Annotated in this window: 23 protein-coding genes; 12 read left to right on the forward strand and 11 right to left on the reverse strand. The window is 72.4% G+C overall.

What is annotated here, in order from left to right; all coding sequences use genetic code 11:
- Window positions 1–71: 71 nt before the first annotated feature.
- The 3 genes from AB0M30_RS12440 to AB0M30_RS12450 are packed head-to-tail and all read right to left on the reverse strand — an operon-like array spanning window position 72 to window position 2,340.
- A complete protein-coding gene (locus AB0M30_RS12440; RefSeq protein WP_103334778.1) occupies window positions 72–791 on the reverse strand; it encodes a GntR family transcriptional regulator in 720 nt (239 codons plus the stop codon).
- Window position 792: 1 nt separating this feature from the next.
- Window positions 793–1,539, reverse strand: a complete 747-nt coding sequence (locus tag AB0M30_RS12445) for a maleate cis-trans isomerase (RefSeq protein ID WP_364583222.1) — start codon at window positions 1,537–1,539, stop codon at window positions 793–795.
- Between the two features lie 60 nt (window positions 1,540–1,599).
- On the reverse strand, window positions 1,600–2,340 hold the full coding sequence (locus tag AB0M30_RS12450; protein WP_364583225.1) for an Asp/Glu/hydantoin racemase: 741 nt from the start codon (window positions 2,338–2,340) through the stop codon (window positions 1,600–1,602).
- Between the two features lie 101 nt (window positions 2,341–2,441).
- Between AB0M30_RS12450 and AB0M30_RS12455 the strand changes: the two genes are divergently transcribed.
- From AB0M30_RS12455 to AB0M30_RS12465, 3 genes are read left to right on the forward strand one after another with little or no spacing between them, the layout of a single operon-like run.
- Window positions 2,442–3,440 carry a D-2-hydroxyacid dehydrogenase gene (locus AB0M30_RS12455; RefSeq protein ID WP_364583228.1) on the forward strand — a complete coding sequence of 333 codons (999 nt, stop codon included), beginning with the start codon at window positions 2,442–2,444 and terminating at the stop codon, window positions 3,438–3,440.
- Window positions 3,437–4,819: an amidase gene (locus tag AB0M30_RS12460; RefSeq protein ID WP_364583231.1), complete on the forward strand. Its 1,383-nt coding sequence runs from the start codon at window positions 3,437–3,439 to the stop codon at window positions 4,817–4,819. Before AB0M30_RS12455 ends, AB0M30_RS12460 begins: the two co-directional genes overlap by 4 nt.
- 58 nt (window positions 4,820–4,877) lie before the next feature.
- The gene (locus AB0M30_RS12465; protein WP_103334786.1) at window positions 4,878–5,135 is read left to right on the forward strand and encodes a hypothetical protein; all 258 of its coding nucleotides are present in this window, start codon (window positions 4,878–4,880) and stop codon (window positions 5,133–5,135) included.
- 2 nt (window positions 5,136–5,137) lie between these two features.
- Here AB0M30_RS12465 and AB0M30_RS12470 read toward each other — a convergent pair whose 3' ends face one another.
- The 7 genes from AB0M30_RS12470 to AB0M30_RS12500 form a co-directional block, all read right to left on the reverse strand.
- A complete protein-coding gene (locus AB0M30_RS12470; RefSeq protein WP_364583234.1) occupies window positions 5,138–6,361 on the reverse strand; it encodes an MFS transporter in 1,224 nt (407 codons plus the stop codon).
- A gap of 524 nt (window positions 6,362–6,885) precedes the next feature.
- Window positions 6,886–7,713, reverse strand: a complete 828-nt coding sequence (gene pqqB / locus AB0M30_RS12475) for a pyrroloquinoline quinone biosynthesis protein PqqB (RefSeq protein ID WP_364583235.1) — start codon at window positions 7,711–7,713, stop codon at window positions 6,886–6,888.
- Window positions 7,710–8,774: a pyrroloquinoline quinone biosynthesis protein PqqE gene (pqqE, locus tag AB0M30_RS12480; protein ID WP_364583238.1), complete on the reverse strand. Its 1,065-nt coding sequence runs from the start codon at window positions 8,772–8,774 to the stop codon at window positions 7,710–7,712. Before pqqE ends, pqqB begins: the two co-directional genes overlap by 4 nt.
- Window positions 8,765–9,031 (reverse strand): pyrroloquinoline quinone biosynthesis peptide chaperone PqqD, encoded by a 267-nt coding sequence (gene pqqD / locus AB0M30_RS12485; RefSeq protein ID WP_364583241.1) that lies wholly within the window; start codon window positions 9,029–9,031, stop codon window positions 8,765–8,767. Before pqqD ends, pqqE begins: the two co-directional genes overlap by 10 nt.
- The gene (gene pqqC / locus AB0M30_RS12490; protein ID WP_364583243.1) at window positions 9,028–9,717 is read right to left on the reverse strand and encodes a pyrroloquinoline-quinone synthase PqqC; all 690 of its coding nucleotides are present in this window, start codon (window positions 9,715–9,717) and stop codon (window positions 9,028–9,030) included. The genes pqqD and pqqC overlap by 4 nt, the downstream gene beginning before the upstream one ends.
- A gap of 3 nt (window positions 9,718–9,720) precedes the next feature.
- Entirely contained in the window at window positions 9,721–9,807 is an 87-nt protein-coding gene (pqqA, locus tag AB0M30_RS12495; protein WP_043776987.1) for a pyrroloquinoline quinone precursor peptide PqqA, read from the reverse strand.
- Between the two features lie 117 nt (window positions 9,808–9,924).
- Window positions 9,925–11,289: a wax ester/triacylglycerol synthase family O-acyltransferase gene (locus AB0M30_RS12500; RefSeq protein WP_364583244.1), complete on the reverse strand. Its 1,365-nt coding sequence runs from the start codon at window positions 11,287–11,289 to the stop codon at window positions 9,925–9,927.
- An 80-nt stretch (window positions 11,290–11,369) separates the two neighbouring features.
- Between AB0M30_RS12500 and AB0M30_RS12505 the strand changes: the two genes are divergently transcribed.
- Genes AB0M30_RS12505 through AB0M30_RS12530 form a run of 6 tightly spaced genes read left to right on the forward strand, consistent with a single transcriptional unit; the run spans window position 11,370 to window position 19,472 of the window.
- Window positions 11,370–12,545 carry an FAD-binding oxidoreductase gene (locus AB0M30_RS12505; RefSeq protein WP_364583247.1) on the forward strand — a complete coding sequence of 392 codons (1,176 nt, stop codon included), beginning with the start codon at window positions 11,370–11,372 and terminating at the stop codon, window positions 12,543–12,545.
- A gap of 44 nt (window positions 12,546–12,589) precedes the next feature.
- Window positions 12,590–14,212 carry a thiamine pyrophosphate-binding protein gene (locus AB0M30_RS12510; RefSeq protein ID WP_364583250.1) on the forward strand — a complete coding sequence of 541 codons (1,623 nt, stop codon included), beginning with the start codon at window positions 12,590–12,592 and terminating at the stop codon, window positions 14,210–14,212.
- Window positions 14,209–16,230: a hydantoinase/oxoprolinase family protein gene (locus tag AB0M30_RS12515; RefSeq protein ID WP_364583253.1), complete on the forward strand. Its 2,022-nt coding sequence runs from the start codon at window positions 14,209–14,211 to the stop codon at window positions 16,228–16,230. The genes AB0M30_RS12510 and AB0M30_RS12515 overlap by 4 nt, the downstream gene beginning before the upstream one ends.
- A gap of 35 nt (window positions 16,231–16,265) precedes the next feature.
- On the forward strand, window positions 16,266–17,966 hold the full coding sequence (locus AB0M30_RS12520) for a hydantoinase B/oxoprolinase family protein (RefSeq protein ID WP_364583256.1): 1,701 nt from the start codon (window positions 16,266–16,268) through the stop codon (window positions 17,964–17,966).
- 2 nt (window positions 17,967–17,968) lie between these two features.
- A complete protein-coding gene (locus AB0M30_RS12525) occupies window positions 17,969–18,754 on the forward strand; it encodes an SDR family oxidoreductase (protein WP_364583258.1) in 786 nt (261 codons plus the stop codon).
- A 4-nt stretch (window positions 18,755–18,758) separates the two neighbouring features.
- Complete coding sequence (locus tag AB0M30_RS12530) at window positions 18,759–19,472, forward strand: GntR family transcriptional regulator (RefSeq protein ID WP_364583261.1); 714 nt, start codon at window positions 18,759–18,761, stop codon at window positions 19,470–19,472.
- Here the strand turns inward: AB0M30_RS12530 and AB0M30_RS12535 are convergent.
- On the reverse strand, window positions 19,391–19,666 hold the full coding sequence (locus AB0M30_RS12535; RefSeq protein ID WP_364583264.1) for a hypothetical protein: 276 nt from the start codon (window positions 19,664–19,666) through the stop codon (window positions 19,391–19,393). The genes AB0M30_RS12530 and AB0M30_RS12535 overlap by 82 nt on opposite strands.
- 178 nt (window positions 19,667–19,844) lie before the next feature.
- Between AB0M30_RS12535 and AB0M30_RS12540 the strand changes: the two genes are divergently transcribed.
- The 3 genes from AB0M30_RS12540 to AB0M30_RS12550 are packed head-to-tail and all read left to right on the forward strand — an operon-like array spanning window position 19,845 to window position 23,354.
- The gene (locus tag AB0M30_RS12540; RefSeq protein WP_364583266.1) at window positions 19,845–20,831 is read left to right on the forward strand and encodes a helix-turn-helix domain-containing protein; all 987 of its coding nucleotides are present in this window, start codon (window positions 19,845–19,847) and stop codon (window positions 20,829–20,831) included.
- 39 nt (window positions 20,832–20,870) lie between these two features.
- Window positions 20,871–22,052 carry a CoA transferase gene (locus AB0M30_RS12545; protein WP_364583269.1) on the forward strand — a complete coding sequence of 394 codons (1,182 nt, stop codon included), beginning with the start codon at window positions 20,871–20,873 and terminating at the stop codon, window positions 22,050–22,052.
- 33 nt (window positions 22,053–22,085) lie between these two features.
- Window positions 22,086–23,354, forward strand: coding sequence for an aspartate aminotransferase family protein (locus AB0M30_RS12550; protein WP_364583272.1), 1,269 nt, complete (start codon window positions 22,086–22,088; stop codon window positions 23,352–23,354).
- Window positions 23,355–23,415: the final 61 nt, after the last annotated feature.

Here is a 23,415-nt window from a genome sequence, read left to right on the forward strand (position 1 = left end):
CCGTCCAGGTACGCGAGTCGACCCTTCAATCACGCGAGTCGGCTCTCCAATCACGCGTGTCGGCCCTGCGATCACGCGTTTCCCGGTACCGGCGGAGCTTCCCCGTCCGTCAGGCTCGTGCCCGGCGCGAGTCGCTGCACCGCGTCCTCCATGTGGGCTTCCAGCAGCGCCAGCGCCGTCTCCTCGTCGCCGTCGCGCAGGGCTTGGATCAGCTTCGTGTGCTCGTCCACCCGCTCCTCGACCCGCTGGTACGTGCTCTGCAACGCCGTCAGGCACATCCGCGTCTCGATCAGCAGCGTCCGGGCCATCCGCACGAGCCGCTTGCTGCCGGAGGCGTTGATGAGCGCCTCGTGGAACTTCAGGTCCGCGGTGGAGAGCGCGGTGGGGTCGTCCTCGCTCGCCGCGGTCGCCATCTCGGTGACGGTCTGCTCGAGCACGTCCGCGATCCGATCGCGGTCGCCGCCGCGCAGGGCGCGCAGCATGGCGGCTCGCTCGATCGCGGACCTGGCGGCGTAGATGTCGTAGACGTCGCCCGGCTCGAGGTCGATCACGAACAGCCCGCGGTGCCGTTCACTGCGCAGCAGCCCTTCGGACACCAGGTGCTGCATGGCTTCCCGGAGCGGCCCCCGTGACACCTGGAACCGCGCGGCCAGCTCGCTCTCGCCGAGCTGGGTGCCGGGCGGGAGGGCGCCCGTCATGATCGCGTCACGCAGCTGGCGCGCGATGACGGCGGCCGTCGACTCGCGGCTCACCGGTTCGATCTCGGGCAGCATGCCCGGTGGCAGGGCCATCTCAGGCGCTCCCGTCCGGCACGTGCCGGAAGAGCGCGCCCAGCGAGCGGACGAGCCGGTGCCGGCCGGTCAGGCGCAGGCCCTCCCAGACCGTGACCTGGTTGGCGGTCAGCACGGGCTTGCCGAGCGCGGCCTCCACCGCGTTGATCTCGGCGAGGGTGCGCATGGCGGTGTCCGGCACGAGCACCGCGTCGGCGTCCGGGTGGTCGTGGCTCACGGCGAGCGCGAGGACGGCTTCCGGGCTCAGCGCGCCGACCTCGGCCGCCGTGACGATGTCCGCGCTGGCCATCGAGACGACCTCGATGCCGCCGGCCTTGAGGAAGTCGACGAACAGCCGGGCGATGTCGTCCGGGTAGCTGGCGGCGACGGCGACCCGCTTGACGTCCAGGGCACGCGCGGCGTGCACGAACGCGAAGGAGGTGCTGGAGGCCGGGACACCGGCGACGGCGGCGAGGCGGTCGGCCTGGTCGCGGGCGCCCTCCCAGCCGTAGACGAAGCTGCCGCTGGTGCACGCCCAGATGACCGCGTCGGGCTCGTGCTTGGCGAGGAGGGCGGCGCCGTCGGCGAGGCGGGCCTCGCTGCCGAGGTCGAGCAGCTCGGCCACCGCGTGCTTGTCGGTGCCGTAGATGTGCTCGACCGCCAGCCGGATGTCGCCCTCGTCGACGGCCATGCCGCCGAGCAGCTGCTCGGCCAGCGGGTAGTCGTCTTCGGCCGCGTGGTCGGGGTAGATGAAACCGATGGTGGTCACGGAACCTCCGGAGGGGACGCAAATTGTCGACAATCCTAGAGGGAAGGTCAAGGAAAACCGTCACGACACGTCACGAAGCCACCTCCCGGCTCCGACGATGGGGAGGTGCATCCGGCGCAGGCACGCCCACATCGTCAGCTGGTTGGCGGTGAGCACCGGTTTGCCGAGCGCGGCTTCCAGGGGCTCGATCAGGTCGTAGGTGGGGAGGTTGGTGCAGCTGACGAAGATCGCTTCGGCGTCGCCGTGGTCGGCGGCGAGGATGCGCTCGGCGATGGTCCGGTAGCTGACCTTCCAGATGCCGCCGCCCAGGCCCAGGTGGTCGCTGGCGACGGTCGCGACGTCCAGCTCGGCGAGGAAGCCGTGCAGGGCGGCGGTCAGGTCGGCGTCGTAGGGGGTGAGCACGGAGACGCGGTGGAGGTCGAGCTGGTGCAGCACTTCGGCCAGAGCGCCCGAGGTGGTGACGGCGTCCGGCGCGCCGGCGTCGCAGATCGCCTTGGTCAGCGAGCGCTCGTAGTCGACGCCGTTGACGAAGCTGCCCGACGTGCAGAGGTAGGCGACGACCTCGGGCTCGACGTGCAGGACGTCGCGAGTCGCGCTGGCCAGGTGGTGGCTGTCGCTGACCAGGCGGGCCATCTCCATGCTGACCGGCACGGGCTCGTAAGGCGTGCGGGCGAGGTGGAGGGACACCTCCATCGGCACCCAGCGCCAGAGCTCGCGCTCCAGCGCGAGGTCGAAGGGGGCGATGACGCCGATGCCGCGTTGCGCCAGCGGGCCGTCGAACGCCAGGAAGTCGAAATCCAAGGCTCAGCCTCCGGAATACGTCCGTACTTGACACGTCCGGTGCTCCGGGGGTCGTTCCTCGGATTGTTGACAATCATACGAGTGACTTTTACCGTGTCAACGTGATCGCCTCGGAACACCGGGAAGCTCCCGTCCTGGCCGTGCTCTGCGGCGAGTCCCGCCCACCGGACATGCGTGCTGTCGAATCCGGGGCGGTCGTGCGTTACACGGACGCGGCGGGCCTTGCCGAAGCGTTGTCCGGAGCGGACGCCCTCTTCGTCTACGACTTCCTCTCCACGGCCGTGCCCGGCGCGTGGCACGCGGCCGACCGGCTGCGCTGGCTGCACATCGCCAGCGCGGGGGTCGACCCCGTGCTGTTCCCCGGGCTGCGGGAGAGCGACGTGGTCCTGACGAACTCGCGGGGCGTCTTCGACGACGCCATCGCGGAGTACGTGCTGGGCGTCGTACTCGCCTTCGCGAAGGACTTCGCGCGCTCGCACGACCTGCAGCGCGAGGGCCGCTGGCTGCACCGCGAGAGCGAACGGATCGCCGGGCGGGAGGTGGTGGTCGTCGGCACCGGGCCGATCGGCCGGGCGATCGCGCGGCTGCTGCGTGCGGCCGGGATGCGGGTGAGCGGCGCCGGGCGCCGTGAGCGCACCGGCGATCCCGACTTCGGCGTGGTGCACGAGTCCGCGCGGCTCACCGAAATCCTGCCGCACGCCGATTACGTCGTCGCGGTCGCGCCGCTGACCGAGCACACGAAGGGCATGTTCGACGCGCGCGCGTTCGCCGCGATGAAGCCGTCGGCGCGGTTCGTCAACGTGGGCCGGGGCGAGCTGGTCGTCACCTCCGACCTGGTCGCGGCGCTCGAAAGCAAGACCATCGCCGGGGCCGCGCTCGACGTCTTCGACACCGAGCCGCTGCCGGCCGAAAGCCCGCTGTGGACGCTGCCGGACGTGCTGATCTCGCCGCACATGTCCGGGGACTTCGTCGGCTGGCGGAACACGCTGGTCGAGGTGTTCACCGAAAACTTCCGCCGGTGGCGCGCTGGGGAGCCGCTGCGCAATGTCGTCGACAAGACGCTCGGCTACGTGCCGTCGGGGAACCAGGGAGCCGGATGAACGACAGGATGCTGACCGCCAGCGAGCTCGTCGCCGCCTACGCGACCGGTGAGCTTTCGCCGGTCGAGGCGACGCAGAACGCCCTGCAGGCCATCGAAGCCCGGGACGGTGAGTGCAACGCGTTCTGCCTCGTCGACGCCGATCGCGCGCTGGAGCAGGCGAAGGCGTCCGAGGTCCGCTGGCGGGACGGTAACCCGATCGGGTGGCTCGACGGCGTGCCGTCGTCGATCAAGGACATGTTCCTCACCCAGGGCTGGCCGACCGTCCGGGGCTCGAAGAGCATCGACCCGGACCAGCCGTGGGACGTCGACAGCCCGGTCGCCGCGCGGATGCGCGAGGCCGGCCTGGTGCTGCTGGGCAAGACGACCACGCCCGAGATCGGCTGGAAGGGCGTCACCGACAGCCCGCTGTGCGGCATCACGCGCAACCCGGCCGACCCGTCGAAGACGGCGGGCGGGTCGAGCGGCGGCAGCGCCGCGGCCGTCGCGGCCGGGATGGGCGAGCTGTCGGTCGGCACGGACGGCGGTGGCTCGGTGCGGATCCCGGCGTCGTTCTGCGGCATCGTCGGGCTGAAGCCCACCCACGGCCGGATCCCGCTCTACCCGGCGAGCCCGTTCGGCCCGCTCTCGCACGCCGGCCCGATGGCGCGGTCGGTGGACGACACCGCGCTGCTGCTGGACGTCCTGTCGCTGCCCGACCCCCGCGACCCGGCCGCGCTGGCGCCGCCGGTGGGGTCGTTCCGGGAGGCCGTCCGGCGGGACGTGCGCGGCCTGATCGCCGCGTTCTCGCCCACGCTCGGCTATGTCGACGTCGACCCGGAGGTGGCCGCGATCGTCGCGGCTGCGGTCCGCGCGCTGGGGGACGCCGGCCTGCACGTCGAGGAGACCGATCCCGGGTTCGCCGACCCGAAGCCGGCGTTCGACGTCCTGTGGTCTTCGGGGGCGGCGAAGCTGCTGGACTCGTTCCCACCCGGCTCCGAGGAGCGGACCGACCCCGGGCTGCGGCGGGTCTGGGAACTCGGCAAGAAGTGGTCGGCGAGCGACTACCTCGACGCGACCGCCGAGCGCGCCGCGCTGGGCATCCGGATGGGCGAGTTCCACACGCGCTACGACGTGCTGATCACACCGACCATCCCGATCGCGGCGTTCGAGGCCGGGCACGACGTGCCGCCGGGCAGCGGGCTGAGCGAATGGCCGGAGTGGACGCCGTTCACGTACCCGTTCAACATGACCCAGCAGCCGGCGATCAGCGTGCCGGCCGGGCGCACGTCGGCGGGACTGCCGGTCGGCCTGCAGATCGTCGGGCCGCGGCACTCGGACGACCTCGTGCTGGCCGTGGCGAAGCTGCTGGAGGAAGTGCGGCCCTGGGCGCTCGCCTGACCACACGTGAGGGTGAAAGCCGGACCGGAGCCGGCGAAGCTGTGCCACTCTCGGCCGGATGAACGCTCCAGGCTGGCGCTACGAACAAGCCATCCCGACCGTCGACAGCACCGGCGAGCCGACGCGGGTGGTGGTCGGCCTGATCGAGCAGGGCGACCGGTTGGCCGCCGCGCTGCGAGTCGACGACGGCAAGGCGGCGCTGGTCCCGCTGGAAACGGGCGGCGAGCTGCTGAAGGCCCTGCGCGAGACGCTGGAGAGCTGGTGGCGCCTCGACGGCCACCGCGACCTGACGTCCGGGCCGCGCGTGGGCCGTTAGCTTCAGCCCGGGCCGGCCGGCGCCCGGCGGACGAGCCCCCGCACCTGCGAGCTGCACAGCACGAGCGCCGTCGCGACGACGACCAGGGCCGCGCCGCCGAAGAGCGTCGCCGACCGGCCGGCGTGTTCGGCCAGCGGGCCCGCGGTGATCTGGCCGAGCGGCATCGCGACGAACGAGCCGAGCATGTCGTAGGAGTAAACGCGGGCGAGCTTGTCCGGCGGGATGTTCTCCTGCAGCGACACGTCCCACGCGACGGAGAACTGTTCGAGCGCGACGCCCGAGAGGAACATCGCGGCCAGCAGCGGCAGCAGGTACGGCGTCTGCCCCAGGGCCAGCATCGGCAGCGCCGCGGCCATGACCACCGCGACGCCGGTGAAGAGCATCCGCCGCGGTTGCCAGTGGGCGGCGAGGACGCCGCCGAGCAGCGACCCCGCGGTCTGCGTGGCCAGCGCGAACCCCCAGCCGGTGCGGCCGAAGGTGTCGTCGGCGACGAGCGGGCCGATCACCAGCAGCGCACCGGCGGTCGCCGCGTTGACGATCATGAACTGCAGCACCACCAGCCACACCCACGCGCGGGCGCGGAACTCCCGCCAGCCTTCGGCGAGCTCGGCGAGCGGACGGCTGCCCGGAACGCGTTCGCCGCGCGGCAGCCGGATCCGCCGGTAGGCCAGCGCGGCGGCGAGGAAGAGCAGCGCGTTCCCGGCGAGCGCCCACCCGGAGCCGGCGAAGGCGACGAGGACGCCGGCCAGGCCGGCCCCGGCGATGCGGCCGGTGTTCGCCAGCAGCCGGACCAGGGCGTTCGCCTGGGTGAGCAGGGCGCCGGGCACAGTCGACGGCGTAAGGGCGGCGGCCGCGGGCAGCGAGATGGCCGAGACGGCGCCGTTGACGAACCCGAGCCCGGCCAGCAGCGGGATCGAGGCGAATCCACAGAGGACACTCGCGGCCACGGCGGCCTGGGTGAGGGCGGCGGCGGTTTCGGTGCCCTGCAGGATGACCGACCGCGGCAGCCGGTCGGCCAGCATCCCGCCGAACAGCAGCAGAAGCACGTTGGCGAGCGAACGAGCCCCGACGACGAGCCCGAGATCGACGGCGGACCCGGTGAGATCGACGACGGCGAAGGCGAGCGCGAAGGGAGCGACGGCGTTCCCGAACTGCGCGAGGCTCCGGCCGGTGACGAGGGCGCGGAACGGAGCTTCCCGCAGCGGCGCGACGAGTGAGGTGGTCACGGGCGCGGCCCCGGCCGGAGAAGAGGTGGCAGGCAGCGGAGGGGCGGGTTGGTGCGGTGTGGGTCGCTCATCGGCGCGCTGCGCCGGGCCGCCGGTGGCGGGCAGCGGAGGGGCGGGTTGGTGCGGTGTGGGTCGCTCATCGGTGCGGTGCGCCGGGCCGCCGGTGGCGGGCAGCGGAGGGGCGGGTTGGTGCGGTGTGGGTCGCTCATCGGTGCGGTGCGCCGGGCGGGCGGTGGCAGGCAGCGGAGGGGCGGGTTGGTGCGGTGTGGGTCGCTCATCGGTGCGGTGCGCCGGGCGGGCGGTGGCGGGCAGCGGAGGGGCGGGTTGGTGCGGTGTGGGTCGCTCATCGGCGCGCTGCGCCGGGCCGCCGGTGGCAGGCAGCGGAGGGGCGGGTTGGTGCGGTGTGGGTCGCTCATCGGTGCGCTGCCCCAGGCCGGCGGCGGAAGGCAGCGCGGTGCGGGTCGCTCATCGGCGCTGGGCACCCGGGAGGCACATGGCTTCAGCCAACCACCGCTGTCAACGGCTTAAAGCACGTACGTCGTGCCGTCCGAAGGCAGCGAAGCGCCCGCGGCCAGCACCGCGGCGTGCTCGGCCGATGCCGGGTCGAGCACCGGGTTTGTGTTGTTGACGTGCGTGAACGCCCAGGGCCGCCCGGCCACCCGGGGCAGGATCGCGGTGATCGGCAGGTGCCCCATCGCGAGCTGGTCCGGGCCGCCCACCCCGGCCATCTCGTCCGGCGCGTAGAACGTCCCGTCGAGCAGGACGAGAGAAGCGTCCGCGACGAACGCGTCGAACCCGGCGGGCCAGCTGCGCAGGCAAGGCGCGTACACCAGCACACCGCCCGTCGCCGGGTCCGAGATGCGGTAGGCGACCACCCACGGGCCGCCGGAATCGGCCCGGGCGTACTTCGGCCGCTTGTCGCTCACCGGCAGCACCTCGACCCGCAACCCTGGAACGTCCACAACGGACGACCATGTCCAGCCGCTGTAGCCGTCCACGATGGCACGGAACGGCGACAGCGCGGACAGCGCCGCCGGTGGCGCCCACACTGGGAGCCCGCCCGACTCGCGCAGCATCAGCAGGCCCAGCGCATGGTCGAGTTCGGCGTCCGTCAGCAGCACGCCGCGCAGCGGGATCTCACGCGGCCCCGGCCCGGCCCGCAGCTCCGGCGTCCCGAGGATCTGGGCGCGGATGTCCGGCGAGCAGTTCAGCAGGTACCAGCCGGCGCCGTCCGCGCTGATCGCGACGCAGTCCTGCGTGCGCGGCTCCAGAACCGAAACACAGAGGCGGCACGCGCAGTTCCATTGTGGACACCCGCCACCGGCCGCGGTGCCCAGCAGGATCACCTTCACCGGCGCATGACCAGGTCGGCCACCGGGGGACGGGACAAGATCAGATCGACCGCGCCGCGTTCGGGCGAGCGCGAGCACACCGGGTCCGTGGCCGCGGCGTCGCCGGTGAGCAGGAACGCCTGGCAGCGGCAGCCGCCGAAGTCGAGTTCGCGGCGGTCGCACGTGCGGCACGGCTCGGTCATCCAGTCCTCGCCGCGGTAGGCGTTGAACGACGAGGAGTCGTACCAGATCTCGGCCAGCGGGGTGTCCCGCACCGAGGACAGCGACAGCGTCGAGATCGCCGACGCCGCCGGGCACGGCAGCACGGTGCCGTCCGGGGCCACCGTCAGCTGCCGCGCACCCCAGCCGTACATGCACGGCTTCGGGTACGGCTCGTGGTAGTCGGCGACGACGTAGACGATCTCCATCGTGCCCCGCAAGCGCGCGATCGCCGCGCGCACCACCGGCTCGGCGGCGGCCAGCTGCGAAGCCGTCGGCATCAGTGCGTCCCGGTTGCGCAGCGCCCAGCCGTAGTACTGCGTGTTCGCCAGCTCCAGCCGGTCCGCGCCCATCCGCTCGGCCAGCTCGATGATCCCGGCCAGCTGGTCGTGGTTGCGCCGGTGCAGCACGACGTTCAGCGACAGCGGCAGCCCGGACTCCTTCACCAGCGCGGCCGCGAGCAGCTTCCGGTCGTGCGCCTTCGCGCCGGCCAGCAGGTCCGCCCGCTCCCGGGTCGCGCCCTGCGCCGACAGCTGGACGTGCGCCAGCCCGCGCTCGACGAGGTCGTCGAGCCGGGAAGCCGTCAGGCCGAGCCCCGAAGTGACCAGGTTGACGTAGCAACCGAGCCCGCTCGCGTGCGACGCCAGTGAAGGCAGGTCCGGCCGCAGCAACGGCTCGCCGCCGGACATGTGCACCTGCAGCACACCCAGTTCACGGGCCTGGGACAGCACCGACAACCAGTCCTCAGTGGACATCTCCGCGGAGCGGGAAGCCAGTTCCACCGGGTTCGAGCAATAAGGACAGTGCAGCGGACAGCGGTGGGTCAGCTCGGCCAGCAGGCCCAGCGGCGGGCTCACGTCCATGCGACGACCCGCCGTTCGCCCAGCCGGGACAGCACGGCAAGGACGTCTTGGGCGACCACGCCGGAGTAGCGCCCGGAAAGCGCCGTCGTGATTTCGGTGACGGACCGGGCGCCGTCGCAGAGTTCGAGCACCGCGGCCGCGGTGGCGTTCGGCACCAGGACGCCCTCGGGGAACAGCAGCACGTGCGTCTCCCTCACGTGGTCGAAGGACAGCCGCACGCCGCGGCGCAGCTGCGGAACCGAATCGGCGGTGATCACGCGGCCGCCCGTTCGATCGCGTCGAGCATCGACCACAGGACGTCGCACTTGAACGCCAGCGCGGCGATCGCGCGGTCCTGCTGTTCGCGCGTGACGCAGTGGCGGACCACGATGTCGAGGGTGTCCTTGCCTTCGCCGGCGACCTTGTCGATCCGGTTGGTGAAGTAGGCGAGGTCTTCCCGGTCGATCCACGCGTAATGCGCGAGCATGTCCGCCACGCGCTGCTGCATCAGGTGCCCGGCGAACATCTCGGTCAGTCCCGACGCGACGGCCTCCCACCAGGGTTTCGTCCGCGCGAAGGTCACGTAGGCGTCCACGGCGAAGCGGACGCCGGGAGCGACGTGCCGTTCATCGAGAACCTCGTCGCGGTCCAGGCCGGCCGCCGTGCAGAGCCGCAGCCAGCGTTCGATCCCGCCGGTGCCGGCGCTCACGCCGTCGTGGTAGACGATCCGGTCGAGCCACTGGCGGCGGATCTCCGGCAGCGGGCAGTTGCTGATGATCGCCGCGTCCTTCTGCGGCAGCACGCACTGGTAGTACCAGCGGTTCGCCGCCCAGATCCGCAGCGCGCGCTCGTCGAGCTCGCCCGCGTGCAGCCGGCGGTGGAACGGGTGCGTTCCCCAGTACCGGCCGGACAGACCGCGCAGGGCGTCGATGAATGCGCTTTCCGAGAGTGGCTCGACCGGCATCCGTCAGTCCGCCATGCGGGCCGCGTAGGCGGTGACCTCCATCGGGGTTTCGTACTCGACGAAGTCGGGGGTCGTCCACTCCTCGGTCATGTCCTGCTCCTCTTTCCGGGGGCTGATCGTCGCCACCCTAAGAGCGCGCGGAGCGGACTGACCAGCCAGTTCGGAAAGATTCCTTCCGATGGGGGAGCCGACGTGTCGGTGAGCGGGCTACCTTACCGCAGCTTCGAGTTCCACCAGGGCCGTGTCGAGGTGGGTCAGGATCCGCTGCAGGTGCGGGACGCTGCGGCGGCACCCCGTGACGCCGAAGTCGAGGTGGTCGCCGTTGCTGGTCAGCGTGATGTTCACGGCCTGGCCGTCGAGCAGCACCGACGCCGGGTAGATGCCGTCGAGCTGGGCGCCGTTCCAGTACATCTGCTTGCGCGGGCCGGGGACGTTCGAGATCACCAGGTTGAACGGCGGCCGGGTGTTCTTGACGATGCCCGGGATCGGGGAGGCGCCGAGCTGAGCGACGTTCACCGCCGACAGCAGCAGCGTCTGCACCGGCGTCAGCTCCGAGAACAGCCGCTTGCCGTTGCGCATCGACTGGTGGATCGTGACGAGCCGCTTGCCCGCGTCCGGCAGATCGGTGGCCAGGTTGCACAACAGCGCGCCGATGTTGTTGCCCGCCGCCTCGCCGGGGTCGTTCTGACGCCGCAGCGACACCGGCACCATCGCGATGAGCGGCGCGTCCGGCAGCGCGCGCTGTTCGATGAGGTAGTCCCGCAGCGCGCCCGAGCACATCGCGAGCACGACGTCGTTGCGCGAAACCCCGGCCGCGGTCGCCACCTGGCGGACGCGGTCCAGCGGCCACTTCTGCGCCGCGAACCGCCGCGCGCCGCCGATCGGCACGTTGAGCATCGTCTTCGGCGCCTGCCCCGGCAGCGTCAGCGTGTGCTCGCCGAACGCCTCCCGCGCCACCTTCATCGCGGCGGGCGCCAGGCTCGCGAGCTGGTTGGCCGTCTTGCCCGCGGTCTGCAGGAACGACCGCGGGCGCTTCACGCGTTCTTCCCCGGGCTTGCGCCGGCTGCCCCACCACGGCGGGCAATCCATGTCCGCGGGATCGTCCGACAGCGTGCCCTGCAGCTGGCGCAGCGCCGAAACGCCGTCCATCAGCGCGTGGTGGACCTTGGTGTAGACGGCGAACCGGCCGTCGTCGAGCCCCTCGATGAGGTGGGTCTCCCAGAGCGGCCGGTGCCGGTCGAGCAGGGTGCTGTGCCAGCGAGACGTCAGCTCCAGCAGCTCGCGGACGCGGCCCGGCCGCGGCAGCGCCGAGTGCCGGAAGTGGTAGTCGAGCTCGAGCTCGGCGTCGTTCGCCCAAGCCACGTGCCCCATCGTGTTGACCGGCCGGGCCGGGCGGCGCCGGAACACCGAGCGCATGTTGTCCGATTCGAGGAGGTTGGCCCGGACGTCGCGGAGGTAGTCGTCGCCGGCGCCCTCGGGTTTCTTGAACAGCTGCAGACCGCCCACGTGCATCGGATGCTCGCGCGTTTCGACGAGGAGGAACATCGAATCGGTCACGGGCATCATCGCCATGGGACATCACCTTCCGAGCTCGGCACGCCGACTCTACGCGCTCGGTGGCCGCCGGTGGATCACGTTCTACTCTGGCGAGTATGACCACCCGCGGCACCGGGGAAACGTCCTTGCCACCGACGGCCGGCTGCGTCGTGATCGGCGGTGGCGTGATCGGCGTCAGCTGCGCGTTCCGGCTCGCCGAAGCCGGCGTGCGCGTGCTGCTCCTCGAGCGCGGCGAACTGGGCGGCGGCTCGACGGCGAAGGCCGCGGGCGGCATCCGGTCGTCGTTCACCAGCCGCGTCAACGTCGAGCTCGGCCTGCGGGGGCTGGCCGCCTACAGCGCTTTCTCCCGGGACTTCGGCACCGAGATCGACTTCCGCCGCGACGGCTACCTCTACCTCGTCACCGACCCGGCCGACGTGCCCGCGTTCGAACGCTGCGCCGAGCTGCAGCGCGAGTACGGCGTCCGCAGCCACCTGCTCGGCCCCGGCGAAGCGAAGAAGGTGCTCCCGCTGGTGGAGACCGACGGCGTCGTGGCCGCGCTGTGGTCACCGGATGACGCCAAGGCGACGCCGGACGCGGTCGTCCAGGGCTACGCGAGAGCGGCCCGCGCGCACGGGGCGACGCTGCGGACCGGCGTCGAAGTCACCGGGATCGAGCGCGACGGCGACGAGCTGACCGGCGTGGTCACGACGGCGGGGTTCGTCCGGACCGGCGCGGTGGTGTGCGCGGCCGGCGCGTGGTCGGGCCGGATCGGTGAGCTGGCCGGGCTGGACCTGCCGGTGCGCCCGTTCCGCCGGCAGGTCGTGTTCACCGGGCCGGTGCCCGGGCTGCCGGACTCGGTTCCGCTCACCATCGAGATGCCGTCGGCGTTCTACTTCCACCGCGAGGGCCCCGGGCTGGCGATGTCGTTCTCGGAGGACGACGGCGTCCCGGGCTTCGGCACGCGGTACGAGCCGGGCGAGTGGCTGCCGCGGCTGGCCGAGCTGGCCGGCCGCCGGATCCCCGCCGTGCTCGACGCCGGCGTCCGGACGGCCTGGGCCGGGCTGTACGAAATGACGCCGGACCGCAACCAGATCATCGGGGAAAGCGTCCTGCTGTCGCGGTTCTTCTACGCGACCGGCTTCTCGGGCCACGGTTTCCAGCTGGGCCCGGCCACCGGCGAGCTGATCCGGGACCTCTACCTGCGACGACGGCCGGCGGTGGACATCGCCGAGCTCGACGTCCGCCGGTTCGCCACGGGCGTGGCGAGGGCGGAGCTCAACATCGTCTAGGGGCCGATTGCCAGATCGTTCAACGATCTGGCAGTATCCGGGTCGTGGCTGTGAGTGGTGCTCGGGAGCTGGTGGACGCGCTGGAAGCGCTCGGAACGGAGATCGTCTTCGGCCTTCCGGGGGTGCACAACCTGCCGCTGTGGGAGGCGCTCGGGGAAACCCGCATCAAGCTCGTCGGGGTCCGCCACGAACAGACCGCCGGGTACGCCGCCGACGGCTACGCCCGCGCCACCGGCAAGCTCGGCGTCGCGCTGGTGACCACCGGCCCGGGTGCGGCGAACACCCTCGGCGCGGTCGGCGAGGCCATGGCGTCCGCGGCCCCGGTGCTGGTCATCGCCACCGACATCCCGTCGACGCTGCGGCGCCCCGGCGTCGTCCGCGGCGTGCTGCACGAGACCTCCGACCAGCAGGCGATGTTCGCGCCGGTCACCAAGGGCGGCTTCACCGTGCGGGCCGCCGACCAGATCGGCACCACCGTCCACCGCGCCGCCCGGCTCGCGCAGCTGCCGCAGAGCGGCCCGGTCTACCTCGGCGTGCCGACCGACTACCTGCGCGAACAGGTGCCGCACCGGCGTCCGCCCGCGCCGCACCGCAAGCCCGACGTCGACGTCCCCGACCTCGCGCGGGCCGAGGCGATGCTGTCCGACGCGCGGCACCCGCTGATCTGGGCCGGCGGCGGCGCGCTGCGGTCGGGCGCGGGCGACGCGATCGGTGCTCTCGCCGAGAAGCTCGCCGCGCCGGTGATCACCACGTTCGCCGCCCGCGGGCTGCTCCCGCTCGACCACCCGTGCCTGGCGCCGAACCCGGTGCACACGCCGGAGGTCGGCGAGCTGTGGGACGAAGCCGACGTCGTGCTCGCCATCGGTACCGACTTCGACGGCCTGATGACGCAGAACTGGCGGATGCCGAAGCCGCCCCAGCTGATCGCGGTCAACGTCGACGCCGACGACGCCGCCAAGAACTACCAGCCCGAGCTGACGCTCGTCGGGGACGCGCGCTCGATCGTCGAGCGGCTGCTGCCGAAGCAGCGGGCCGGGCTCGACGACATGACGCTGCGGCTGGCCGGGATCGGCCGGCGCGTGCGCCAGCGCATCCGCGACGAGGAACCGCAGGCCTACGACTTCCTGTCCACTTTGGACGAGGTGCTGCCGACGGACGCCGTGCTCGTCTCGGACATGTGCGTCGCCGGGTACTGGGTCGGCGGCTTCCACCGGGTGCGGGCACCGCGCAAGCTCGCCTACCCGATGGGCTGGGGCACCCTCGGCTACGGCTTCCCGGCGTCGCTCGGCGCCGCCGCGGCCGGCACCGGGCGCGCCATCTGCATCACCGGCGACGGCGGTTTCCTCTACGGCTGCGGCGATCTGGCGACGCTGGCCCAAGAGCAGCTGCCGGTCACCGTCGTCCTGGTCGACGACGGCGGGTACGGGATGCTCCGCTACGACCAGGACCGTGAGGGCCTGCCGCACCGCGGGGTCGACTGGGACAGCCCGGACTTCGTCGGCCTCGCCCGCTCCTTCGGGATCCACGCCGACCGCGTCTCCGGCTTCGGGCGCGCGTTCCGGCGGCTGCTCGGCGAGTTCGTCGAGTCGGACGAGCCGAACGTGCTGGTCGTGAAGGCCAAGCTCAAGCCGCCGCTCAACACCTCGCCGCGGTGGTACCGGACATGAGGATCGGCGTCGACATCGGTGGCACGTTCACCGATCTCTGCGCGGTGGACGAAACCGGGATCGTCGCCGTCGGCAAGGTCCTGACCACGCACGACGAGCCGGCCCGGGCGGTCGAGGAGGGCCTGGCCGCGCTGCTGCCGGACCTCGGCGCCGTCGAGCAGGTGGTGCACGGGACGACGCTGGTCACGAACGCCCTGATCGAGCGCACGGGCTCACGCACCGCGCTGCTGGCCACCGCCGGCTTCCGCGACGTCCTGGAGATGCGCCGCGAGCACCGGTACGAGCTCTACGACCTGCACCTGGAACTACCCGCGCCGCTCGTGCCGCGGCACCTGCGGTTCGACGTCCCGGAGCGGATCCTCGCCGACGGGTCGGTCCACATCGGACTCGACGAGGAGTACGTGGCCCGGCTCGGCCGGGAGCTGGCGGACCGCGGGATCGAGGCCGTCGCGGTCTGCTTCCTGCACGCCTTCACGAATCCGGCGCACGAACGCCGGGTGGGCGAGATCCTCGCCGAGATCGCGCCCTCGCTGCGGGTGGCGCTGTCGTCCGAAGTCGTCCCGGAGATCCGCGAGTTCGAGCGGGCGTCGACGACGGTCGCCAACGTCTACGTCCAGGACCTCACCGAACGCTACCTGCGCGACCTCGAACAGCGGCTGCGCCGGCTGGGGATCGGCCGCGCGCCGCACATCATGCTGTCCAACGGCGGGCTGGCCACGGTGGACACCGCGGCCCGGCACCCGATCCGCATCCTCGAGTCCGGGCCGGCGGGCGGGGCGCTGGCGGCGGCCGCGGTGGGCCCGGCCGACCTGCTGGCCTTCGACATGGGCGGCACCACGGCGAAGCTGTGCCTGATCGCCGGCGGCACGCCGTTGGTGACGCACCAGTTCGAAGTGGACCGCAAGTACCGGCTGCTGCCCGGCTCCGGGCTGCCGGTGCGGGTGCCGGTCACGGACATGATCGAGATCGGCGTCGGCGGCGGCTCGATCGCCCGGATCGACGCGCTGGGCCTGCTCACCGCCGGCCCCGACTCGGCGGGGTCCGAGCCCGGCCCGGTCTGCTACGGCCGCGGCGGCACCGAGCCCACGGTCACCGACGCCGACCTAGTGCTCGGCTACCTCGACGCGGGCTACTTCCTCGGCGGTGGCATGCTCCTGGACGCCGAGGCCGCGAGAGCAGTGCTCCGCGAGAAGATCGCCGATCCGCTCGGTGTGAGCGTCGAAGAGGCCGCTTGGGGCATCCACACGAGCGTCAACGAAGACATGGCCAACGCCGCGCGGGTGCACGCCGTGGAGCGCGGGCACGACCCGGCGAAGCTGCCGATGTACACCTTCGGCGGGGCGGGCCCGGTGCACGGCGTCGGGGTCGCGCGAGCGCTCGGGGCGCCCTCGGTCGTCGCGCCGCCCGCCGCCGGGGTGCTGAGCGCGGCCGGGTTCCTCACCGCGCCGCTGGCGTTCGACTTCGTGCGCTCGGCCCGCGCGGCCGTGCACGATCTCAGCCGGGAGCAGGTCGACGCGCTGTTCGCCGAGATGGAGGCCGAGGGCGAAGCGCTGCTGGCGAAGTCCGGGGTGGACGAGGTGACGCACCGGCGCATCGCCGAAATGCGCTACGCCGGGCAGGGCTACGAGATCCGCGTTCCGGTCCACGACGGGCCATGGCCCGGAACGCTGATCGACGAGTTCACCCGTACCTACCGCGCGCTCTACCAGCGTGGCGGGCCCGAGGTAGGCGTCGAGGTGCTGAACTGGCGGGTCGTGTCGAGCGGGCCGAAACCGGCCGTGACCCTCCGGCTGACCTCGTCCGACGCGCGGGGGGAGGCACGCAAGGGCACGCGCCAGGCGTACTTCCCGGCGGCGGGTGGATTTGTCGGCACGGCGGTGTTCGACCGGTACCGGCTGGTGCCGGGAACCCGCGTCGACGGACCGGCCATCGTGGAGGAACGCGAGTCCACCGTGGTCGTCCCACCCGGCGCGCACTGCGTCGTCCGGACCGATGGCGCGCTGGAGGTGACAGTGTGAGCCCCGCCGACGTATTTCCTCCCGCGGAGGCGGCGATGGGCACGGATCCGATCCTGGCCGGGCTGTTCGGCCACCGCCTGCACTCGATCCTCGCCGAGCAGCAGAACGCGCTGGTCAACACGGCCTTCTCCGCGGTCGTGCGGGAGTCGTTCGACCTCGCCTGCGCGGTGTTCGACTCGCGCGGCGAGATGATCGGCCAGTCCGTCGGCGGCACGCCGGGGCACATCAACGCGATGGCGACCGGCATGCACCACTTCGTCGCGGCGTACCCGCCGGAGACCCTCGAACCCGGCGATGTGCTGCTCACCAACGACCCGTGGCAGACCGCGGGCCAGATCAACGACATCACGGTGGCGACCCCGGTGTTCCGGAACGGCCGGCTGGTCGCGTGGTTCGCCTCGTGCTGCCACGCCCCGGACATCGGCGGGCGGCTGGTGTCCGCCGAGGCCCACGAGGTCTTCGAAGAGGGCCTGCGCCTGCCGATCCTGAAGTTCCTGCGCGCGGGCGAGGTCAACGCCGACTTGGAACGGCTGATCCGGGCGAACGTCCGGACGCCGGAGGAGACCATCGGCGACCTGTACGCGCAGGTCACCGGCAACGAGGTCGGCGCGGCGAGCCTGCTGCGGCTGCTGGACGAACTCGGCCTCGACAGCCTGGACGAGGTCGCCGCCGAGATCATGGACCGCTCGGAGCGGGCGCTGCGCGACGCGCTGCGGGAACTGCCCGACGGCACGTACACCAACGAGATCGTCACCGACGGCTTCGACGACGAAGAGATCGTCCTGCGCGTAACGGCCACTGTGGACGGTGACGAGATCCACCTCGACTTCGCGGGTTCCTCGCCGCAGAGCCGCCGGGGGATCAACGTGGTTTTGAACTACACGCGGGCTTATGCGTCGTTCGCGGTCAAGGCGGCGATCTCGCCGGAGGTGCCGCACAACGCCGGGTCGTTCCGGCCGGTGCACGTCACCGCGCCCGAAGGCTCGGTGCTGAACTGCCGGCCGCCGGCACCGGTCGCGTCCCGGCACCTGATCGGGCACTTCCTGCCGTCGCTGCTGATCGGCGCGCTGCCCGGCACGGCGATCGCGCCGAGCGCGGACGCGCTGTGGATGACCATCTGGCGCGGGCCCGGGTTCATGCTGAACGTTTTCCAGACCGGCGGGATGGGTGCGCGGGCGGACAAGGACGGCCTGTCCACCACGGGGTTCCCGAGCGGCCTGCGGTCGACGCCGACCGAGGTGATCGAAACCATGGCGCCGCTGATCCAGCACACCCGGGAACTGCGCGTGGACTCCGGTGGCGCCGGCCGGTGGCGCGGCGGCCTCGGACAGGTGACCACGATGGGCGCACTCGGCGTGCCTTCCTGGGGCGTCAACGGCAATGTCGACCGGGTGCGCGCCGCGGCGTCCGGCGTGGACGGCGGGGCACCCGGCGCTCCCGGCCGGTTCGGCCTGCGTGGCGGGGCGGACCTGCCCGCGAAGAGCCGGGTACCGCTGGGGGCGGAGTCCGTCGTGGACGTCACGCTGCCGGGCGGCGGTGGGTACGGGCCGCCGTCCGCGCGGCCGGTGGCGGCGGTGCTCGCCGACGTCGTCGAGGGGTACGTCTCGGTGGCGGCGGCGCGCGAGGTGTACGGCGTCGAAGTGCGTTACCTCGGGGACCCGGACGCGCTCGTCCGGCTGCCCGGGGACTACGCGGTGGACGAAGAGCAGACAGCACGACTGAGAGCGGGGCAGTGAACATGGGTCGGTTGGCCGGCAAGGTTGCGGTGGTCTTCGGCGGCGCGCGGGGCATCGGCCTCGCCACCGTGAAGGAGTTCCTCGCCGAGGGCGCGACGGTCTTCGCCTCCGACATCCGCGAGCCCGCGGAAGCGCTCGACGGCTACCACCACTCCATAGTGGACGCCACCGACGAGGACGCCGTGGCGGCGTTCGTGGCCGGCGTCATCGCCGAAGCCGGCCGCATCGACGTGCTGTTCAACAACGTCGGCATCCACCTCGGGAAGTCCCTTGTGGACACCACGCTGGCCGAGTTCGACCACATCTTCGCGCTCAACGTGCGGGCCGCCTTCCTCGGCACCCGCGCGGTGCTGCCGCACATGATCGAACAGAAAGCCGGCAGCATCATCACGACGTCGTCGAACGGCGGCGTGATGGGCCGCCCCGGCGACCCGGTGTACAACGCCACCAAGCACGCGCTGGTCGGGTTCACGAAGTCCCTCGCCGTCGCCCACGCGCACCAGGGCATCCGGGCCAACACGGTGAACCCCGGCGCGATCGACACCGACATGCTGCGCAGCACGCTCAACTCGCCGAAGGAGTTCGAGACCAAGCAGCACCAGCTGGTCGCGAGCACGCCCGCGGCGCGGGTCGGCGAGGCCTGGGAGGTCGCGAAGGCCGTGGTGTTCCTGGCGAGCGACGAGTCCCGGTTCGTCAACGGCGTCGTGCTGCCGATCGACGGCGCGAAGGCCGCGGGGGCGATGCCGGGCAACCGGTACAGCCTCGACTTCGAACTCGGCGTCAGGTAGTGCCGTGACCGTCGATGCCTCGGGATTGGAGAGCGCGCGGCACCGGCTCGAGCGCAGCGGCACGGCCGAGCGGGTCGCCGCCATCCTGCGCCAGTACATCACCGATGGCGTCTTCGCCCCCGGTGAACGGCTGTCCGAGCCGGTGATCAGCTCGGCGCTCGGCGTCTCGCGCAACACGCTGCGCGAATCGTTCCAGCTGCTCGCCCACGAGCGCCTGGCGGTGCACGAGCTGAACCGCGGCGTGTTCGTGCGCGAGCTCACGACGGAGGACATCGAGGACCTCTACGTCGTGCGCCGCACGACCGAATGCGGGGCCCTGCGCCGCGCGGCCGAGCTGTCCACAGTGGATCTTTCGGTGGTCGAGCAGGCGCTGCGGGACGGCCGGACGGCGGCGGCGGCCGAGGACTGGCCGTCGGTCGGCACCGCCAGCATCCACTTCCACCAGGCCCTCGCGGACCTGGCGGGCAGCGAGCGCCTGTCCGCGACGATGCGCCAGGTGCTCGCCGAGACGCGGTTGTTCTTCGTGCTCAACGAGAACACGCGCGAGTTCTACGAGCCGTTCCTGGACTGCCACGAGCGGATCCTGCGCGACCTGCGCCGCGGCCGGTTCGACGCCGCCGAGGCCGCGCTGGACCGCTACCTGCGGGACGCCGAAGCCCGGCTGCTCGAGCTCAGCGCACCGGGGCCGGAAACCGGGAACACCACGCTGAACGAGTAGGGCCGGCGGATGGTGACGAGGTGGTAGCGCCCGTCGGCGCCGGCCGCCCAGCCGTGCCAGGCGATCGTGCGGAAGACGGAACACGCGCGGTAGCCGGCGGCGGGCGGCCCGGCGGCGCGGGCCGTGGCGGCCGGTGCCGAGGCGAGCAGCACGGCGGCCACGGTGACGACGATCCCCGCACGTCGGAAGCACACCACCCCACTCAACCCCGGGACAAGCCCCGGCCGGAAAGGATTCGAGCCGGTTCAAATCCACCGTCCCGGCTGCTACCGTCGGTGAGTGAAGCTTATTCTGGTTAGGCCGCCGCACCCCGCCCGCCCACTGCTGATCGCCGCAAAAGCCATGCGGCGGCCGACGGCTGAATAAGCTTCAATGTTCAAGCTGCGGGTCGACGCCGAGACGGTGGCGAGGACCCGGTTTTCCCCGTCGCTGGCGGCGGAGTCCCTCGCCTGGCTGAAGCTGGCCGCCGACGCGGGCCGGCACCCGGTGTTCGGCGATCCCGGCCCGCTCGCCCGCGCGGCGCTGTCCCACCCGGACGTCGCCCTGCTCCTGGACCTGCTGCCGCGGCACGGCGAGGTGTACACCCCGGACCTGCTCACCCCGCAGCCCGGCACGGCGACCCGGCACCGGGACCTGCTCGACGAGCAGATCGCGCGGATCGAGGCGACCACGCAGGACGAGGTCGAGGCCCAGGTGCTGGCCCACACGAAGGTCCACTGGCCCAGGCCGGTGCCGGTCGCGGCCCGGCGGAGCGTGGAGTCGGGGACGCTGCCGCGGCGGCTGGCCAACGGCCTCGCCCGGTTCTGGCGGGACGCGCTGGCCGAGGACTGGGCCGGCCTGCACGCGGTCCTCGACCGGGACATCACCCACCGCGCGCAGGCCATCGCCCGGCACGGCGTCGGCGGGGTGCTCGGCGGCCTGCACCCCACCATCGGCTGGGCCGGCGACACCATCACGATCGTGAAGCCGTTCGACGGCGAGGCCGACGTCTCCGGCCGGGAGCTGGTCCTCGCGCCGGGCGTGCTCAGCTGGCCCGTCATCAGCATCCAGATCGACGTCCCCGGCCAGGTCGTCCTCCGCTACCCGGCCCACGGGGTCGGCACGAGCACCGGCCACCGGCCGGGCCGGATCGCGCCCGTCGTCGGCGCGGCCCGGGCGGCGCTGCTGGCCGACCTCGAACCCGCGCGGTCGACCGCCGAGCTCGCCACCCGGACCGGGTACAGCCCGGGCACCGTCTCCTACCACCTGAGCGCGTTGCACCGGGCGGGCCTGGTCAGCAAGGTCCGGGACGGGCGGTACGTGCTCTACCGGCGCACCGCCCAGGCCGGCACGCTGCTCGAAGGGGACGTGTCCGGGTAGAAAGAGGGGCCCGAACCCGAGCCCGAGGAGGAGCCGTCGATGCCCCCTGCTGTCCGCCCGCTGGACGGGATCAAGGTCGTCGACCTCTCCCGCATCCTCGCCGGGCCGTACTGCACCCAGTACCTCGGCGAGATGGGTGCGGACGTGGTGAAGGTCGAGCCGCCGGGCCACGGCGACGATACCCGCGGCTGGGGGCCGCCGTTCGTCGGCGACGAGGCCGTCTACTACCTGGCGGCGAACCGGAACAAGCGCGGGATCGTGCTCGACCTCAAGAGCGGCCGCGGCCGCGAAGCCCTCCGGCGGCTGGTCGCGGACGCCGACGTCCTGGTCGAGAACTTCCGCCCGGGGACGCTTGAGAAGTGGGGCATCGCGTACGACGAGCTGTCTTCGCTGAACCCGCGGCTGATCCACGTGTCGATCACCGGGTTCGGGCAGACCGGCCCGTACCGCGACCGCGCGGGCTACGACCTGGTGGCGCAGGCCCTCGGCGGCGTGATGTCGCTGACCGGCGAGCCGGACGGCGCGCCGGCGAAGGTCGGGCTGCCGGTGGCGGACCTGAACGCGGGGACGTGGGCGATCATCGGCGTGCTGATGGCGCTGCAGGCCCGGCACACGACCGGCCGCGGCCAGTACCTCGACGTGTCCCTTTTGGACAGTCAGCTGGCCTGGCACGTGTACGCCGCGGGCGCGGTGTTTTACGACGCGGCGCGGCCGCGCCGGATGGGCTCGGCGCACCCGAGCATCGTCCCGTACCAGGGGTACCACGTCGCCGACGGCTGGCTGATCATCGCGGTCGGCAGCGAAAAGCTGTGGCACGCGTTCTGCGGGGTGCTCGGCCTGGACATCGCTTCCGATCCACGGTTCTCCTCGAACGCCGCGCGCTCGGCTCATCGCGAATCGTTGAACGCGCTGCTGGAACCGGTGCTCCTGACCCGCCCGGCGGCGGAGTGGATGAAGGCGTTCGACGCGGCGGGCATCCCGGCGGCCCCGATCAACGAGATCGACGACGTCTACGCGGACCCGTGGGCGGCCGCGCGCGAGCAGGTGGTCCGGCTGCCGCACCCGACCGTCGGGACCTACGTGGGCACGGGCTTCCCGGTGAAGGCGTCGGACACCCCGGCCCGGCCGACGTCCGCCCCGCCGACCCTGGGGCAGCACACCGCGGAGGTGCTGGCCGAGCTCGGGTACTCGGCGGACGAGATCGCGGAGTTCCTGGACTGATGGTAGGGATGGGGGCAGGACTGAGGAGGACCGATGTCAGCACAGCACGCCCTGTGGCACCCGTTCGCCGACATGGGCGCGGTCGACGGCGACCGGATGGTCATCACCCGTGGCGAGGGCTCGTACGTCTGGGACGACGCGGGCCGCCGGTACTTCGACGCGACGGCGTCGCTCTGGTACGCGAACTTCGGCCACGGCCGCCCGGAGATCGCCGAAGCCGTCTCCCGCCAGCTGGGGGAGCTCGACTCGTGGAACCTGTTCGGCTACAACGCGAACCGGCCGGCGATCGAGCTGGCGGACCGCGTCGCGGCCCTGGCGCCGGAGCCGGGCTCGAAGGTGTTCTTCGGCTCGGGCGGCGGCGACGTCATCGACACGGCGGTGAAGCTCGCGCGGGCGTACTTCGCCCAGACGGGGCGGCCGGAGAAGGTGCACGTGATCGGCCGGGCCCAGGGCTACCACGGAACGCACGGATTCGGCACGGCGGTGGGCGGAATCCCGGCGAACGCGGCCGGCGTCGGCCCGCAGCCACCTTCGTTTTCCCACGTTGCGTACGACGACGCGGCGGCACTGGAGGCGGAGATCCAGCGGGTCGGCGCGGCCCGTGTGGCGGCGTTCTTCTGCGAGCCGGTGATCGGCGCGGGCGGGGTGCTGCTCCCGCCGGAGGGCTACCTCGAGGAGGTGGCGGCGATCTGCCGCCGGCACGAGGTGCTGTTCGTGGCGGACTGCGTGATCGCGGCCTGGGGCCGGCTCGGCACCTGGTTCGGGATCGATCGCTGGCCGGTGCGGCCGGACCTGATCACGACGGCGAAGGGCATCACGGGCGGAACGATCCCGCTGGGCGCGCTGGTGGTGTCACCGGAGGTGGCTTCGCCGTTCTTCACCGGGGCGCCGGGCGCGCCGATCTTCCGCCACGGCCCGACGTACGCCGGCCACCCGGTGGCCTGCGCGGCCGGGCTGGCGACGTTGGACATCTACGAGCGCGACGGGCTGATCCCCCGCGGTCGCGAGCTGGAGAAACCCCTGGCCGACGCGGTGTCGGGGGTCAGCGGGCACCCGCTGGTGGCGGAGGTCCGGGCCGGACTGGGTTTCCTGGCGGCGGTGGAGCTGACGGCGGAGGTGCTGGACGCGGACCCGGGCGCCCCGGTGAAGCTGCAGCGAGCGTGCCGGGACGAGGGCGTGATCGTGCGGAACCTGGGCCGTGGCGTGGCTGTCTCGCCGCCGTTGGTGGCGGCCGGGCCGGAGCTGGACATCTTGGCGACGGCCCTGCCCAAGGCGCTGGACCGCCTGGCGGCGCAGGTCTGAGGTCGCGAATGACTCATTCGGGACCTCAGAGGTCCCGAATGAGTCATTCGCGACGCTTGTG

Source organism: Amycolatopsis sp. NPDC051716 (assembly GCF_040681595.1).
Taxonomy (GTDB): Bacteria; Actinomycetota; Actinomycetes; order Mycobacteriales; family Pseudonocardiaceae; genus Amycolatopsis.

What these genes read in the sequence shown, in the direction of transcription:
- AB0M30_RS12440 (WP_103334778.1), bottom strand. Translation starts at nt 791, where the DNA reads ATGGCCCTGCCACCGGGCATGCTGCCCGAGATCGAACCGGTGAGCCGC.
- AB0M30_RS12460 (WP_364583231.1), top strand. Translation starts at nt 3,437, where the DNA reads ATGAACGACAGGATGCTGACCGCCAGCGAGCTCGTCGCCGCCTACGCG.
- AB0M30_RS12465 (WP_103334786.1), top strand. Translation starts at nt 4,878, where the DNA reads ATGAACGCTCCAGGCTGGCGCTACGAACAAGCCATCCCGACCGTCGAC.
- pqqE (WP_364583238.1), bottom strand. Translation starts at nt 8,774, where the DNA reads ATGGACGTGAGCCCGCCGCTGGGCCTGCTGGCCGAGCTGACCCACCGC.
- pqqC (WP_364583243.1), bottom strand. Translation starts at nt 9,717, where the DNA reads ATGCCGGTCGAGCCACTCTCGGAAAGCGCATTCATCGACGCCCTGCGC.
- pqqA (WP_043776987.1), bottom strand. Translation starts at nt 9,807, where the DNA reads ATGACCGAGGAGTGGACGACCCCCGACTTCGTCGAGTACGAAACCCCG.
- AB0M30_RS12500 (WP_364583244.1), bottom strand. Translation starts at nt 11,289, where the DNA reads ATGGCGATGATGCCCGTGACCGATTCGATGTTCCTCCTCGTCGAAACG.
- AB0M30_RS12505 (WP_364583247.1), top strand. Translation starts at nt 11,370, where the DNA reads ATGACCACCCGCGGCACCGGGGAAACGTCCTTGCCACCGACGGCCGGC.
- AB0M30_RS12515 (WP_364583253.1), top strand. Translation starts at nt 14,209, where the DNA reads ATGAGGATCGGCGTCGACATCGGTGGCACGTTCACCGATCTCTGCGCG.
- AB0M30_RS12520 (WP_364583256.1), top strand. Translation starts at nt 16,266, where the DNA reads ATGGGCACGGATCCGATCCTGGCCGGGCTGTTCGGCCACCGCCTGCAC.
- AB0M30_RS12525 (WP_364583258.1), top strand. Translation starts at nt 17,969, where the DNA reads ATGGGTCGGTTGGCCGGCAAGGTTGCGGTGGTCTTCGGCGGCGCGCGG.
- AB0M30_RS12540 (WP_364583266.1), top strand. Translation starts at nt 19,845, where the DNA reads ATGTTCAAGCTGCGGGTCGACGCCGAGACGGTGGCGAGGACCCGGTTT.
- AB0M30_RS12545 (WP_364583269.1), top strand. Translation starts at nt 20,871, where the DNA reads ATGCCCCCTGCTGTCCGCCCGCTGGACGGGATCAAGGTCGTCGACCTC.
- AB0M30_RS12550 (WP_364583272.1), top strand. Translation starts at nt 22,086, where the DNA reads ATGTCAGCACAGCACGCCCTGTGGCACCCGTTCGCCGACATGGGCGCG.